This is a genomic window from Paenibacillus sp. PSB04 (genome assembly GCF_025809195.1).
Taxonomy (GTDB): Bacteria; Bacillota; Bacilli; order Paenibacillales; family Paenibacillaceae; genus Paenibacillus_AQ; species Paenibacillus_AQ favisporus.
Genome location: NZ_CP081301.1, coordinates 1336836 through 1352500 on the forward strand (window position 1 = coordinate 1336836; position 15665 = coordinate 1352500).

General features: G+C 49.6%; 13 protein-coding genes and 1 rRNA gene (1 of these 14 only partly in view). 9 read left to right on the forward strand and 5 right to left on the reverse strand.

Going from position 1 to position 15665, the window contains the following annotated elements:
* Nucleotides 1-39: 39 nt before the first annotated feature.
* From jag to rpmH, 4 genes are all read right to left on the reverse strand, one after another.
* Nucleotides 40-744, reverse strand: a complete 705-nt coding sequence (jag, locus tag K2F33_RS06490; protein WP_076172500.1) for an RNA-binding cell elongation regulator Jag/EloR — start codon at nucleotides 742-744, stop codon at nucleotides 40-42.
* Entirely contained in the window at nucleotides 741-1634 is an 894-nt protein-coding gene (locus K2F33_RS06495; RefSeq protein ID WP_076172502.1) for a YidC/Oxa1 family membrane protein insertase, read from the reverse strand. The genes jag and K2F33_RS06495 overlap by 4 nt, the downstream gene beginning before the upstream one ends.
* A 73-nt stretch (nucleotides 1635-1707) precedes the next feature.
* Complete coding sequence (rnpA, locus tag K2F33_RS06500; RefSeq protein WP_076172607.1) at nucleotides 1708-2058, reverse strand: ribonuclease P protein component; 351 nt, start codon at nucleotides 2056-2058, stop codon at nucleotides 1708-1710.
* 356 nt (nucleotides 2059-2414) lie between these two features.
* Nucleotides 2415-2549, reverse strand: coding sequence for a 50S ribosomal protein L34 (gene rpmH / locus K2F33_RS06505; protein WP_068778604.1), 135 nt, complete (start codon nucleotides 2547-2549; stop codon nucleotides 2415-2417).
* Between the two features lie 844 nt (nucleotides 2550-3393).
* Between rpmH and dnaA the strand changes: the two genes are divergently transcribed.
* The 6 genes from dnaA (at nucleotide 3394) to gyrB (ending at nucleotide 9745) form a co-directional block, all read left to right on the forward strand.
* The gene (gene dnaA / locus K2F33_RS06510; protein ID WP_076172504.1) at nucleotides 3394-4740 is read left to right on the forward strand and encodes a chromosomal replication initiator protein DnaA; all 1347 of its coding nucleotides are present in this window, start codon (nucleotides 3394-3396) and stop codon (nucleotides 4738-4740) included.
* Nucleotides 4741-4939: 199 nt separating this feature from the next.
* On the forward strand, nucleotides 4940-6082 hold the full coding sequence (gene dnaN, locus K2F33_RS06515; protein WP_076172506.1) for a DNA polymerase III subunit beta: 1143 nt from the start codon (nucleotides 4940-4942) through the stop codon (nucleotides 6080-6082).
* A 32-nt stretch (nucleotides 6083-6114) separates the two neighbouring features.
* Entirely contained in the window at nucleotides 6115-6333 is a 219-nt protein-coding gene (gene yaaA / locus K2F33_RS06520) for a S4 domain-containing protein YaaA (RefSeq protein ID WP_076172508.1), read from the forward strand.
* Nucleotides 6334-6389: 56 nt separating this feature from the next.
* Nucleotides 6390-7502: a DNA replication/repair protein RecF gene (gene recF / locus K2F33_RS06525; protein ID WP_076172510.1), complete on the forward strand. Its 1113-nt coding sequence runs from the start codon at nucleotides 6390-6392 to the stop codon at nucleotides 7500-7502.
* Nucleotides 7503-7518: 16 nt separating this feature from the next.
* Nucleotides 7519-7770, forward strand: coding sequence for an extracellular matrix regulator RemB (gene remB / locus K2F33_RS06530; RefSeq protein WP_076172512.1), 252 nt, complete (start codon nucleotides 7519-7521; stop codon nucleotides 7768-7770).
* Between the two features lie 64 nt (nucleotides 7771-7834).
* Complete coding sequence (gyrB, locus tag K2F33_RS06535; RefSeq protein WP_076172515.1) at nucleotides 7835-9745, forward strand: DNA topoisomerase (ATP-hydrolyzing) subunit B; 1911 nt, start codon at nucleotides 7835-7837, stop codon at nucleotides 9743-9745.
* A 100-nt stretch (nucleotides 9746-9845) separates the two neighbouring features.
* Here gyrB and K2F33_RS06540 read toward each other — a convergent pair whose 3' ends face one another.
* Complete coding sequence (locus K2F33_RS06540; RefSeq protein ID WP_076172517.1) at nucleotides 9846-10676, reverse strand: YheC/YheD family protein; 831 nt, start codon at nucleotides 10674-10676, stop codon at nucleotides 9846-9848.
* Nucleotides 10677-11254: 578 nt separating this feature from the next.
* Here K2F33_RS06540 and gyrA point away from each other — a divergent pair.
* The 3 genes from gyrA to K2F33_RS06555 form a co-directional block, all read left to right on the forward strand.
* A complete protein-coding gene (gyrA, locus tag K2F33_RS06545; RefSeq protein ID WP_076172522.1) occupies nucleotides 11255-13819 on the forward strand; it encodes a DNA gyrase subunit A in 2565 nt (854 codons plus the stop codon).
* A 163-nt stretch (nucleotides 13820-13982) separates the two neighbouring features.
* Entirely contained in the window at nucleotides 13983-15086 is a 1104-nt protein-coding gene (locus tag K2F33_RS06550; protein ID WP_263881286.1) for an HD-GYP domain-containing protein, read from the forward strand.
* A 278-nt stretch (nucleotides 15087-15364) separates the two neighbouring features.
* Nucleotides 15365-15665 (forward strand): 16S ribosomal RNA (locus K2F33_RS06555) (it continues 1252 nt past the right edge of the window).

Genomic DNA, 15665 nt, shown 5'->3' on the forward strand with positions numbered 1-15665 from the left:
TAAAGGTAAGCTCAATAAAGTCATTGTACAGGTCTCTCTTTACTTTATCGTAATGACTACGCGCCGGTTAGGCTCTTCCCCTTTACTGTAGGTCTTCACCTGCGGATGATCCTGCAGCTTGGAATGGATCACCTTCCGCTCCTGCGGGGACATCGGTTCAAGAACGACCTCTTTATGGGTCCGAATCACCCGTCCCGCCAACCGGTCGGCCAAATCCTCCAGCGTCTTCTTCCGGCGCTCCCGGAAGTTCTCGGCATCGAGCACAAGCCGCACGTAACTGCTTGACACCCGGTTCGCCACAATGTTGGCCAAATACTGCAAGGCGTCGAGGGTTTGTCCTCTTCTGCCGATGATCAGTCCCAAATCGGGACCGAAAATATGAAGTGTCGTAGCATCCCTCGCGTGCTGGATTTCAACGCTCACATCCAGCCCCATGCTCTTACCGACGTCAATGATAAACTCGGCAGCCGTTTCGTAAGGGTCTTTCTCTTCTTCCTCTATGGAAGCTTCGGGCTCATGTAAATCTAGTGGCAAAGGTTTCGCCGTCTCCACTGGTTCCGGTGCGGGCTCAGGCAGCAGTGTAAGTTCCACCTTTGCTTCCTTGACACCGATCAGTCCCAGGAATCCTTTTGACGGCTGCGATACGATTTGGACCGTGACCCGGTCGCGGCTTACCCCAAGCTGGGCCAGCCCTTGATTTACAGCATCTTCAACGGTTTTTCCTGAAGCGACGACTTTGCTCATTTAGATTTTTTTGCCCCCTTCTTCCCTTTGCTATTTCCTTTACCGCCTTTGTTGCTGCTGCCTTTGTTGCCAGACTTGGCATTTGCGCTTCCTCCAGCAGAAGAAACGGCGGCTACGTTCGCAGTCGTATTGTTGTTACGATACAGGAAGTAGTTCTGGATAATAGTGTACAGGTTACTGTAAATCCAGTACAGCGGCAGTGCGGATGGGAACTGGTAAGACATGAAGAAAATCAAAACCGGATACACCAGCATCATAAATTGCATGGCACCCTGCTGCGGGCTCGGGTTCATCTTCAACATCATGCGGGACTGCAGGAATGTCGTAGCAGCAGCCAGCAGCGGCAGGATGAACGTATGGTCCGGCTTACCCAATTGGAGCCACAGGAACGAGTGGTCACGAAGATGCGAGTTGTACACGATGGAATTATAGAGTGCGATAAAAACCGGCATTTGGATAATCAGCGGCAGACATCCCGCCATCGGATTAACCCTGTTCTCCTGAAACAGCTTCATCGTTTCCTGCTGCTGTTTCTCCGGCTGATCCTTATACTTCTCTTTTATCTTTGCAAGTTCAGGCTGAATCGCTTGCATCGCCTTGGAACTTCTAACCTGCTTAATGGACAACGGCAGAATAATCGTACGGACGATAATCACCATCACGAGGACGGCTAAACCGTAAGCTCCGCCAAACCAACCGGCGAAGGTATCTAATGCGAGCGAGAAATAATAAACGACGTTAGCCTGCCAAAAGCCGCCTTCCTTCATTTCTTCTGTAGTATGCGTCACAGTGTTGCCTGTTCCGCACCCAGCTAAAACAACCACTGCGAGCATCATCACAGCGATGAGGAGGATCCATTTCCTGCCTCGGCTAGTCTTAAGTAGCGACACTTCATAACCCCTCTCTTAACGCTTCCATTCACCGTAAATCATACCATAATTAATTGGACAAAGAAACCAGCATTCAACGCCCCGGCGGCTTCAGCAGCGACGCTTTCCGCAGCACGTGCAGAACGCTTTTTTCAAGGTCTTTATAGGACATTTCAACGGCACCTTTTCTTACAATAAATACAAGATCGACATGCTCGATCAGCTTGTCTTCATGGTGGCGCATAATCTCCTTGACCAGTCTTCGCATCCGGTTGCGTACAACGGCGTTACCGACTTTCTTGCTGACGGATATGCCGACGCGGAACTTCTCTACCTCTTTTTTGCGGAACCAATACACGACAAATTGGTAATTGGCAAATGACTTCCCATGCCTATATACGCGGCTGAAGTCAGCCCGGTTTCGTAAACGTAAACTTTTATGCACGAATATCCCCTGCTTGCTGCCCGCCATCCCGATGTACAGCGGCCTTTCCTTCAAAAATATCAGCATTCGAAATTTTGCTTCATATAATATATAGTGATATTCCACTTCCTAGTATGGTCATCCATTGTGCGATATAAACCACAATAAGAACCGTGAGCACTTCTCTGAGCACGGCCCGTCCTCTTTCATTTCATTGGGATCGGGTCGTAACTACATCTTCTCCTCGGCGTAAAAGTCCGCTTCTCCCTCTTTTTCTTAAAAAATCTGTAGAAGTGAAACGAAAATCTCACTTTTGTACGCCGATAGACGTTTTCTTATGAAAAAAAGACCACCTCGGTGGTCTTCATGTACGAAATTTACGCGCTCAGTACTTTTCTGCCCTTCTGGCGACGAGCTGCCAGCACTTTGCGGCCGTTTTTCGTGCTCATTCTTTTCCGGAAACCATGCACCTTTTTGCGCTTGCTTACATTCGGTTTAAATGTCGGTCTCATGTATTGCACACCCCCTTACAGGATTTCATAACCTTTATGGTTAAATATTCATTTTCATTCAACACAGAAAATGCCTTTATACATTTAATCATGAACAGGCCCAAAAGTCAACTCAAACCTGCTCCCCCACTTTCCGGAATTTGAATCTCTGCGATCGCTCTTCTCCCTCTTTTTACTGCTTCCCTCTCTCACTTCTCGATCTATCTGATCTGGAACGCCAGCTTCACCGCTTCATCCCCATTTTCAGCAGCAGCTTCATTAAACGCTCCCTCTCTCTCCCCCTCGGTTCTGTGGACACCTTCTCCTGGCATTCACTTCATTCGATGTCATTTCGCTAAAACCACATCATCTCATTTTAAAATCCAGCCATCCAAGTTTTCCACAGCCCCCGGCCCAACAAACCTGAAAAATCCACAATTCGGATTTATCCACTTGTTCACATCGTTCGCAATAAATTTCTAAGATCCGGCATAACCTGTGCACAACTGATTTTTTATTTTGGGGGATGCTGTCGAAAATTAAACACGTTATAAACAATATATAGTGGTGTGAATAAAAATTATACACAACTTATTGAATTTGTGGATAATTTCAGCCATTTCATTGATAAACGGGCGTTCTTTTGCTATGATTATATTGTTTTTGGATGTGAATATGTGATTTCACCCCATATATTATCAACAAGCTGTGGATAAACTTGTGAACAATTTCAATTTGTCCACTTTTTTTATTTTCCCCCGTTTTTGAAACTGGGGATATATTCTGCACCATTCATCTTTTTTCGACATTTCCACTCATGGCTCGATCCCAGCCACATTTGGAAGATTTAAAGGAGTGACAGTCTGTGGACAGCCATACTTCCGAATTATGGCAGCAAATCCTATCCATTATTCATACCAAGCTCAGCAAGCCGAGTTTTGACACCTGGTTTAAAGCAACCAAAGCGATACAAATGAGCGAGCATTCCATCGTAATTTCCGCTCCAACCACATTTGCTGTCGAATGGCTGGAAAGCCGCTACACAAAACTCGTTAGCTCCACCATCTATGAAGTGTTGGGGAAGCAGGTTGACGTGAAATTCGTCATCGAAGAGAACAAGCCTGCCGAACTTACCCCACAGCAGCCCGCGCCCATGCCTCAGGCGACCCCTGATGAGGCTCTAACCCATATGCTTAACCCGAAATATACATTTGACACATTCGTCATCGGTTCGGGCAACCGGTTTGCTCACGCGGCCTCTTTGGCTGTCGCGGAAGCGCCGGCGAAGGCATACAACCCTTTGTTTTTGTATGGAGGGGTAGGGCTTGGCAAAACCCACTTGATGCATGCGATCGGACACTACATTCTGGAGCACAATCCCGCCAGCCGGGTCGTATATATCTCTTCCGAGAAATTTACGAATGAATTCATCAACTCCATCCGTGACAACCGGGCCGAGAGTTTCCGCAACAAGTATCGGAACGTCGATATTTTGCTGATTGACGATATTCAGTTTCTGGCAGGCAAGGAGTCGACACAGGAGGAATTTTTCCATACATTCAACGCCCTGCATGAGGAACAGAAGCAGATCATCATCTCAAGCGACCGGCCGCCCAAGGAAATACCGACGCTGGAGGATCGGCTGCGCTCGCGCTTTGAATGGGGGCTGATTACGGATATCCAGCCGCCGGACCTGGAGACGCGGATCGCGATCCTGCGGAAGAAGGCAAAGGCGGAGAATCTCGATATTCCGAATGAAGCGATGATGTATATCGCCAATCAGATCGACACGAACATCAGGGAGCTGGAAGGGGCGCTGATTCGCGTCGTCGCCTATTCATCGCTGACCAATCAGGATGTGACTACGCATCTGGCTGCCGAAGCTCTGAAGGATATCATCCCGTCCAGCAGACCGAAGATGATCACCATTCAGGACATTCAGCAGAAGGTCGGGGAGTACTACAACCTGAAGCTTGAGGATTTCAAAGCGCGGAAACGGACTAAGGCCGTCGCTTTTCCAAGACAGATCGCCATGTACTTGTCCAGGGAACTGACGGATTTCTCGCTGCCCAAAATTGGCGAGGCCTTCGGGGGAAGAGACCATACGACCGTCATCCATGCCCACGAGAAAATATCCCAGTCTCTGAAAGAGGACCAGGATCTGTTCAAAGTCATCAATAACATCACGGAAAAAATCAAAAATCCAACCTGAACAAGTTCAAAGCCTATGCACAATCTATACACATGTGAATAGGCTTGATTTTATTGAGGTTTTTGAACTTATCCACAAATTCAGGGCGCCTACTGCTATTACTATATTATTTAAATAAAATAATATTCATAAATAGGCTGCACGCAGCCGGCATACCGGAGTAGTCTTGCAATCCGAATTTCCTGCTAGGAGTGAAACTATGAAAATCAGCATCCTTAAAAACGTTCTTAACGAATCCATCCAGCACGTATCCAAGGCGATATCGAGCCGAACCACCATTCCGATCTTGTCCGGCATCAAGCTGGACGTGAATCATTCGGGAGTTACTCTCACAGCGAGCGACACCGATATTTCCATTCAGTCCTTTATTCCGGTGGAGGATAGCGAACGCACCATCGTTACGGTCGAACAACCGGGCAGCGTCGTGCTGCCGGCCAAATTCTTCGTGGAAATTATCAAGAAGCTGCCTTCTCAGGAAATTCAAATGGAGGTCAAAGACCAGTTCCAAACCTTTATTTCCTCGGGAGCCACCGAAATTCAGATGGTCGGACTGGATCCGGAAGAATTCCCGGTGCTGCCTGATATCGAGGGGAACCAAACGATTTCCCTGCCGGGAGCGCTGCTCAAAAACATGATCCGCCAAACCGGTTTTTCCATTTCCACGCATGAGACGACACCGATCCTGACGGGGGTTCTGTGGAACCTGGATCAAAACGAGCTGAAGTTTACCGCTACCGACCGGCATCGCCTGGCCACCCGCTCCGCTCATTTGGAAGGGGCCGACGAAGTGAAGTTTCATAATGTCGTTATTGCCGGTAAGACGCTGAACGAGCTGAGCAAAATCATTCCCGACCAGAATACGCTGGTCGATATCGTCGTGGCCGACAACCAGGTGCTGTTCAAGATCGACCGGGTCCTGTTCTATTCCCGCATCCTGGATGGCATTTATCCGGATACTTCTAGGATTATTCCGACAAACTACAAAACAGAACTGGTTTTGGACACAAAAAAATTAAGCGAGTCGATCGACCGCGCTTATTTGCTCTCCAGAGAGGAGAAGACGAATATCGTACGCCTGCAGACGATGGAGCATGGCGGTATCGAAATTTCTTCCAGCTCATCGGAACTCGGTAAAGTGCGCGAAGAGCTGGACGTGATTGATTTTAAAGGGGAACCTCTGAAAATCTCGTTTAACTCGAAATATATGCTGGACGTGCTGAAAGTGGTGGAAAGCGAGCAGCTCAAAATTGCCTTTACCGGCATCATGAGCCCGATCATTCTGAAGCCGGTGGATGACAGCCAAAGCCTGTACGTTATTCTTCCGTACCGGACCACCAACTAAAGCAAAACTTGTCCACAGCGAAAGGATTCCTGATGAACAAAATAGTTATCCACAGTGAATATATTAAGCTTGATCAATTTCTGAAGCTCGCCAACTGCGTATCCACAGGGGGAATGGCCAAAGCTCTGCTGGCGGAGAACATGGTAACCGTAAACGGGGAGCCGGAAGACCGCCGGGGGCGGAAGCTGTATCCGGGCGATCAGGTCAAAGTGACGGACTGCGGCGAATTTGTGGTAGCACAAGAGGCATAAAGTGCCCCCAGGCCGCTGCTGTCGGCGGCGGCCGGCGAAGATGGGGAGGATAAGGCGTGTTTGTTAAAAATATCAGTCTGCAGCATTATCGCAACTACGAGAAGCTGCAGCTGGATTCTTTTGGAGACGTAAATCTGCTGATCGGACAAAATGCCCAAGGCAAAACCAATTTGCTGGAGGCTATTTTTGTGTTGGCATTAACCAAAAGTCACCGGACCTCAAAAGATCGGGAGCTGATTTCGTTTGAAGGAGGAAGCGCGCATCTGTCCGCGGTTGTGGATAAGAAGTACGGTCCGCTTACCCTCGATTTGACGATGTCCCCACAGGGGAAGAAGGCGAAGATTAACGGACTCGAGCAGCGGAAGCTGAGCGATTTTATCGGTGCGCTGAACGTGGTGATGTTTGCCCCGGAAGATTTGGAAATTGTGAAAGGCACACCGGGCATCCGCCGGCGGTTCCTTGATATGGAGATCGGCCAGGTCCAACCGGGATATCTCTATCATTTGCAGCAGTACCAGAAAGTTCTTAACCAGCGGAACAACCTGTTGAAACAGATGTGGGGGAAAGACAGCGTGAAGCCGGGCATGCTGGAAATCTGGGATCAGCAGCTCGTAGAGCACGGTGTTAAAATCATCAAAAAGAGGAAACAATTCATAATAAAGCTGCAGAAGTGGGCGGAAACGATCCACCAAGGCATCACAAGCGGCGGAGAATCGCTGAAGCTTGTCTATCAGCCGTCGTTTGGCGACGCCGAGGAGGAAGATGAAGCTTATCTTTTTGAACAATTTATGTTAAAGTTATCACAAGTGAAGGATCAAGAAGTGCGCCGCGGGATGACCCTTGCCGGGCCTCACCGCGACGACATGGCCTTTTTCATTAACGGCAAGGAAGTCCATACGTACGGTTCACAGGGACAGCAGAGAACGACCGCTCTGTCTCTTAAACTGGCTGAAATCGAACTGATCCAGGAGGAGATCGGAGAGTATCCGGTGCTCTTGCTGGATGATGTGCTGTCCGAGCTTGATCCTTACCGGCAAACGCAATTGATTGAGACTTTTCAGAGCAAGGTTCAAACCTTTATCACGGCGACGGGAATCGAAAGTTTGAATGCCGATAAACTGAAGAACGCGAACATCTATCATGTTCATGCGGGACAGGTCGACTCTTAAGGAATGGGGAATGGTTATGTATATCCATCTGGGCGGTGAAAAAATCATCCGTTCTGCGGAGCTGGTTGCGATCTTTGACATTTCGATCGAGAAATCCTCCAAAATATCAAAGCAGTTTGTTAGCCATGCCCGGCAGGAAAAGAACGTGGAGTACATCGGCGAAGAGGAAGCCAAATCCATCGTCGTGACGAAGAGCACCGTCTATTACTCTCCAATTTCCTCATCCACGCTTAAGAAGCGGGCGAATGTCTTCTTCGCCAACGCTTAGGACACTGTGAACGCAGGTACACTCCAATCAGCAAACGTAGAATATATAGAAGTAGGTGACAGGCATGTCTATGAATCAACCGCAATATGATGAGAGTCAGATTCAGGTTCTGGAGGGTCTGGAAGCCGTCCGCAAACGGCCGGGCATGTATATCGGATCGACCAGCGTCAAAGGACTCCATCACCTGGTCTGGGAAGTGGTGGACAACAGTATCGACGAGGCGATGGCGGGCGTATGCGACCATATCGAAGTCATTGTCCACAAGGATAACAGCATCACGGTTGTCGACAACGGGCGCGGTATTCCGGTTGGTGAGAACGAGAAATTGAAAAAGTCGACCCTTGAGGTCGTCATGACCGTGCTTCATGCCGGTGGTAAGTTCGGCGGCGGGGGATATAAGGTATCCGGCGGCTTGCACGGCGTGGGCGTATCGGTTGTTAACGCATTGTCCACCAAAGTCGTTGTCCAAGTTAGGCTGAATGGGCATATTTATCAGCAGGAATACCGGCGCGGGGTGCCCCAGTATGATGTCAAAGTCATCGGGGATACCGACGAGCACGGTACGACCGTTACCTTTCTGCCGGATCCGGAAATTTTCACGGAGACTACGGAATACGACTATAATACTCTCTTGACGCGGATTCGCGAGCTGGCCTTTTTGAACAAAGGCATTGCTTTGACGCTGACGGATGAGCGTACGGGAGCTTCCAACTACTTCAAGTACGAGGGCGGTATTATCGAATACGTCAAGTTCCTGAATGAGAAAAAGGAAGTTCTTCATGAAGAGCCGATCTATGTAGAGGGCTCACGGGACAACATTCAAGCAGAGATCGCGCTGCAGTACAACGAGAGCTACACCGAGAACATTTATTCTTTTGCGAACAATATCAATACGCATGAGGGTGGAACCCACGAATCCGGCTTCAAGAGCGCCTTGACCCGGATTATTAACGAATATTGCCGCAAGAGCGGCCTCGTCAAAGACGGCTCCAATCTGTCCGGCGACGATGTGCGCGAGGGCCTGACAGCCATTATTTCGGTCAAAATTCCGGAGCCGCAGTTCGAAGGCCAGACGAAAACCAAACTCGGCAACAGTGAAGTCCGCGGCATCGTGGAATCGCTCTTCTCCGAGAAGCTGTCCGAGTTCCTGGAAGAGAATCCTGCCGTATCCCGGCGGATCTTGGAAAAGGCGCTGCAGGCATCCCGTGCGCGCGAAGCTGCACGTAAAGCCCGTGAATTGACGCGACGCAAGAGTGCGCTTGAAGTCAGCGCCCTTCCCGGCAAGCTGGCGGACTGCTCCTCGAAGGATGCGTCCATTTGCGAGCTGTACATCGTCGAAGGGGACTCTGCGGGCGGATCCGCCAAGCAGGGACGCGACCGGCATTTCCAGGCGATTTTGCCGATCCGCGGTAAAATCCTGAACGTTGAGAAGGCGCGTCTCGACCGCATTTTGTCTAATTTGGAGATCCGGGCGATCGTAACAGCGATGGGTACGGGCATTGGCGACGAAGACTTCGACCTCAGCAAAGCCCGGTATCACAAGCTCATTATCATGACCGACGCCGATGTCGACGGCGCGCACATTCGCACGCTGCTGCTGACGTTCTTCTACCGGTACATGCGCCAGCTGCTGGAAGCGGGATACGTATACATCGCGCAGCCGCCGCTCTTCAAAATTGAGCGCAACAAGACGGTCCGTTATGCCGGTTCCGAGAAGGAGCGCGATGAAATCATCGCTGAGTTCGGAGAGGGAGCCAAAGTTAATATCCAGCGGTATAAAGGTCTGGGAGAGATGAATCCGGAACAGCTGTGGGAGACAACCATGGATCCGGAGAGCCGCACCATGCTGCAGGTGACGATTGAAGACGCCATGCAGGCAGACCTTATTTTCGACACCCTAATGGGTGACAGCGTTGAACCGCGGCGTGATTTTATTCACGAACACGCAAAAACAGTTAAAAATCTGGACATTTAAGCTTTGAAACCCACCTTAACTTGTTGGTGAGTCCAGTCCTAGATGATATAGACAGACAAAACAAGAGAAGTTTCCGGAACCGGAGCTTCTCTTGTTTTTGTTAATAGCTGCCTCTCCTTTTACTTTTGCCGGGGAGCCTTCCGTAGTTGATCGCATACCGTTCTATGCGGCGGTAGATGCTTTTATCCTTGAAGAACTTTTTAAACGGAAAGATGGCCGGGAGCGTATTCACTTCAAGGATCCAAGGATTGAGTTGTTCGTCGATGGCTACATCAAGACCGATTTCCTTAATGCGGGGGAATTGGGTCTGCAGCTGCTGTGCAGTGGCTACACCCAGCTCTAACAGCTTTCGTTCCAATAGCGGGGATTCTTCAGGGCTTACGTTCCCTTCGAGCAGCTCGTTCAGCAGGCGTACGGAACCTCCGCCATGGTAATTCGTGATGATCATGTTCTTAGCGGCCACCCGGCCGATGATGCCAGTGGTTTCCCAATGGCGGTACGGCGTTTTTTGGGTCAGAATTCTCAGATCAAACTGGCGCTCCTCGTACTTCAAAGTCACGATCCCCTGCTGAATAATATAAAATTTTCCTCTTGTGTGCCTGAGTATGGCCAGATGCAGCGCATCGAGGTTCGGGTACGTCTCGGAGCGTGTGCCGTAGCGCAAAGTATATTCCACTCCAGTGTGGGGAGAGCCCTCGGGGGGCTGCTCGCCAGCTGGAGCGTCAGGTTCACCGTTCCGCTGTACGTTCATGACCCCGTTGCCGTATGTGCCGCGGTCCGGCTTAATGTATACAAGAGGTGTGTTTTCAAGCATATTACCCAGCGTGGTGCGTGTATATTTTTGCGTTAAGGGAATGTAAGGAGATACCTGTGGACTTTGTAAAAGGACCTGGGTTTTCGCCCATTTGCTTGCAACACGTTGAATCGCCAAGAAATATCATCCTTTCTACGTGATTGGCCTTGTTATGTGCTTGTCGGCCGGAGCTTCTTCTCCGCGGTTCACAGGCGTAAAACATAGGACAAGCAAGCAAAACAATGGTATAATATAAAGATGTGGTGTTTTGTTTGCTCAAAACAGCACTAGGCGTCCCTATTGCCCTACCAGTATATGTGGAAAAGGCACAGAAGGCCGGGCGAATCCCTAGAGAAACGGAACTTGGGCAGCTGCGGAGCCGGCGGCGCTCAAACGTTTAATTGTGCTCTTTTTGTGAAAGTAATATAATAAAGGTTGGTGGGTTTGCGGATTCTCGTCCGTTGATTTCACCTTTTCGGCCCTGCGGTTATGCGTTTTTCGGTTCGCTTGGGCAAGAAGGAATTGAACTTTTACAGGCTTTGCATAAGCCTGAAAGTTATGGGAGATTTTGCGGAAGTACGGGCGCTGGGCCCAGCCTGCAAAGACTGTACGTCGATAGACGTTTTTCCTCATATATTGATTTTTTATTTGCTGTACTAAATGAATCGTCTGAAAAGACATGTTAGTGGTTTGATAGAAATTGGAGGAGGTCCACCATGGCGGAAGAAAGAGGCTCGCAAATCAAAGATCGGGACATACGCGACGAAATGCGCGAATCCTTTATGGATTATGCGATGAGCGTCATTGTTTCCCGGGCTTTGCCGGATGTGCGGGACGGGATGAAGCCGGTTCACCGGCGTATCCTGTACGCGATGTCGGAGCTCGGTATGTATCCGGATAAACCATTTAAGAAATCGGCGAGAATCGTGGGTGAGGTCATCGGTAAGTATCACCCGCATGGTGACTCGGCTGTATACGAGTCCATGGTTCGTATGGCACAGGATTTTTCGATGCGTTATATGCTTGTTGAAGGCCATGGAAACTTTGGATCCGTTGACGGTGACTTTGCCGCAGCCATGCGTTACACCGAAGCGCGTCTTTCCAAGATCGCCATCGAGATGCTGCGCGATATCAACAAAGAGACAATTGATTTTACCGAAAACTATGATGGCGAGGAACTGGAGCCGGTTGTGCTTCCTGCACGTTATCCGAACCTGCTGGTCAATGGGGTATCGGGAATCGCGGTCGGTATGGCCACCAATATTCCACCTCATAACTTGAGCGAAGTGATTGATGGCGTACAGGCGCTCATTAAGAACCCCGACATTACGTCACTGGAACTGATGGAATATATCAAGGGTCCTGACTTCCCTACCCGAGGCTTCATTTTAGGCCGGCAGGGAATCCGCCAGGCATATGAGACTGGCCGTGGATCCGTCACGATGCGGGCCAAAGCCGAGATTGAAGAAGTCAACAATAAAGCGCGCATCATTGTGACCGAGCTGCCTTATCAGGTCAATAAAGCGCGTTTGGTCGAGAAAATCGCTGAGCTCGTGCGCGAGAAGAGACTCGAGGGCATTACCGATCTGCGGGACGAATCCGACCGGACCGGTATGCGAATCGTTATCGAGCTGCGCCGTGATGTCAATCCGAGTGTCATGCTGAATAATCTGTACAAACATACGGCACTGCAATCCACGTTCGGCATCAACATGCTGGCGATCGTGAACAAGGAGCCGAAGGTTCTGACGCTGCGCGATGCGTTGTACTATTATTTGCAGCACCAGATTGAAGTTATCCGCCGCCGGACCGAATATGATCTGAAAAAGGCGGAAGCCCGCGCTCATATTTTGGAAGGCTTGCGAATCGCACTTGACCATCTGGATGAAGTCATCTCGATTATTCGTTCTTCTCAGACGACGGAAATTGCCCGTGACCGTTTGATCGAGCGATTCAGCCTAAGCCTCGAGCAAACCCAGGCCATTCTGGAAATGAGACTCCAGCGCCTGACCGGTTTGGAGCGCGAGAAAATCGAGGGCGAGTACCAGGAGCTTATGGTGAAGATTGCCGAGTACCGTGAAATTCTCGCGAATGAAGAGCTCGTTCTGGACATTATTATGAATGAGCTTCAAGAAATCAAGGAGCGCTTCGGCGACGAGCGCCGCACCGAAATTACCGTTGGTGAAGAGAGCATTCTGGATGAAGACCTGATTCCGCGTGAAGAAGTGGTTATCACGATCACGCATACGGGATACATCAAACGTCTGCCTGCCAATACCTATCGCAGCCAGAAACGCGGCGGACGCGGGGTGACAGGGCTTGATATGAAGGATGAGGACTTTGTCGAGCATCTCTTCGTTACCAACTCGCATAATTACCTGATGTTCTTCACGGATCGGGGTAAGGTGTACCGCCTGAAAGCGTACGAAATTCCTGAACTCGGCCGTACCGCCCGGGGAACGGCGATTATTAACCTCATTCAGATCGAACAGGGAGAGACGATCAATGCCGTGATTCCGGTCTCTGAGTTTGAGGATGACAAATACCTGTTCTTCGTTACCCGCAGCGGGGTTGTGAAGAAGACGCCTCTCGAAGATTACGTGAATATCCGCAAAGGCGGCTTGATCGCGATCAACTTGCGCGAAGACGACTGCTTGATTGAAGTCAAGCTGACGGATGGTAAGCAGGAAATGATCATGGGTACAGCCCACGGCATGTCCATCCGCTTCTCTGAGCATGATGTACGGTCGATGGGGCGCGGAGCGACAGGGGTTAAAGGGATTACCCTGGATGAAGGCGACTCGGTGATCGGCATGGACGTCATCGATAAAGAGCTGGATGTCCTGATCGTAACGTCCAAGGGATACGGCAAGCGTACCCCTGCCAGCGATTACCGTTCGCAAACGCGTGGCGGTAAGGGGATTAAAACCATCAACGTCACGGACAAGAACGGACCGGTGGTTGGGCTGAAGGTCGTGAAGTCCGAGGAAGACCTGATGATCATTACCACCAGCGGCACGTTGATCCGGACCAGCATGGAGGGAATCTCCACGATGGGACGCTACACACAGGGCGTGAAGCTGATTAACATCCGTGAGGATGATTCTGTAGCGACCGTATGCCGCGTAGATAAGAGCGACGATCCGGACGATGAAGACGTAGTCTTGATCGAAGGGCAAGAGGTCGGCAACGGATCGGAAGAAGGCGCGGAGCCTGACGACACCGGAGCACCTGCACCTGAAATGACGGATGCTTCGAATGAGGCACCGGACGAAGAATAATTCCGTCAATACGACAAAAGCTAGGAGCATGAGTCTGATTCTATCAGATTCATGCTTTTTTTCTTGGCTTCATATGGCAAGCAGGCAATTGTACAGCGTTCTTATCCGTAATATAATTGGTGTATATTACCACCATATGAGTCGGAAATGAGTGAATGGATCAATGGCCAGCGTATCGATTACAGAAATCAAACCCGGTTTAAAATTATCCAAGGATGTTCACACGCCATTGGGCGGATTGCTGCTTCAGAAGGGAACCGTACTGCTGCCGAGAGACCTGGAAATCCTTCGTGCATTTATGGTACAGTCGGTTGACGTTGACAACGGAGAGCAGGAAACGAAGAGTTCCGCTGACAGCAGAGCGGCGATACCGCAGCGGAGCGTCCCTTCAGTTCAGGCCCGAAAAGACTCAGTAACAACCGTCCAACGCTCCAGTTTTCTAGAGGAATATGACAGAATGATTCAGCTGGTAAAAAGCACATACCCTTCCGTCATTGCGGCAGAGATCCCGATTTTTGAACTCAGGGGCCAGTTGGAGGCCCTTATTTCACAGATTAAGGACTATAATTTATTAACCTTTTCGCCAAGAAGCATGAGCGAGTATGACTATATTTATCACCACGCGGTCCTTTGTGCGTTGTCATCCTATCAGCTGGCCAAATGGATCGGGTTACAACAGAAGGATTGGATGCAGGCTGCTTTTGCAGGGTTATTCCATGATATCGGTAACTTCAAAATCGATCCGGCCGTATTGTACAAGCCACAGCCTCTTACCGCAGAGGAAGTTGGAGAGATGAAGAGACATACCACCTACGGCTATCAACTGCTTAAAAATGTAACAGCCATTAATGAGGGCGTACGCTTGGCTGCTCTGCAGCATCATGAAAAGGTAGACGGGTCAGGGTATCCTCTCCGGCTGGATGGAGGTAAGATTCACATCTATGCGAAAATTGTTGGGGTCGTAGATATATTCCACGCCATGACGCTGAATCGCATATACCAGAAAGCCCAATCTCCGTACCTGGTGCTGGAACAAATTCATGCAGAGGCTTTTGGTAAGCTGGATCCAGGCATCGTTCGCACATTGATCAGCAAAGTGACAGAATTTCATAACGGTACCATTGTCCGATTAAGCAATGATCAGATTGGAGAAATCGTCTTCACGGACCGCAATCATCCGACACGGCCTATGGTCTCTGTCAACGGACAGATTATCAATCTGATACAGCAAAGACAATTATGTATCAACGAAATTATTTCTTCATAAATAGTTGACTTCATATTAAAGGCTGTGTTATATTATTTCTTGCCCTCTTAAAGCAGGAATGTTGATAACACAGCTTTTTAAAAGAAGTATAAAAAAAGCTTGCAAACTTGCTGAGAGCATGATATACTATAAAAGTTGCTGAGGCGATGAGCTTCCGGTAACGAAACGAAGTTTGATCTTTGAAAACTGAACAACGAGTGAGTATAAACGCGATGGTCTTATGACCGGAGCGATTGAGATTAAATCAATCTCGTCAGATTCAAAATGAGCTACAAACTTTCTTGGAGAGTTTGATCCTGGCTCAGGACGAACGCTGGCGGCGTGCCTAATACATGCAAGTCGAGCGGACTTGATGGAGAGCTTGCTCTCCTGATGGTTAGCGGCGGACGGGTGAGTAACACGTAGGCAACCTGCCTGCAAGACCGGGATAACCCACGGAAACGTGAGCTAATACCGGATATCTCATTTCCTCTCCTGAGGGAATGATGAAAGACGGAGCAATCTGTCACTTGCGGATGGGCCTGCGGCGCATTAGCTAGTTGGTGAGGTAACGGCTCACCAAGGCGACGATGCGTAGCC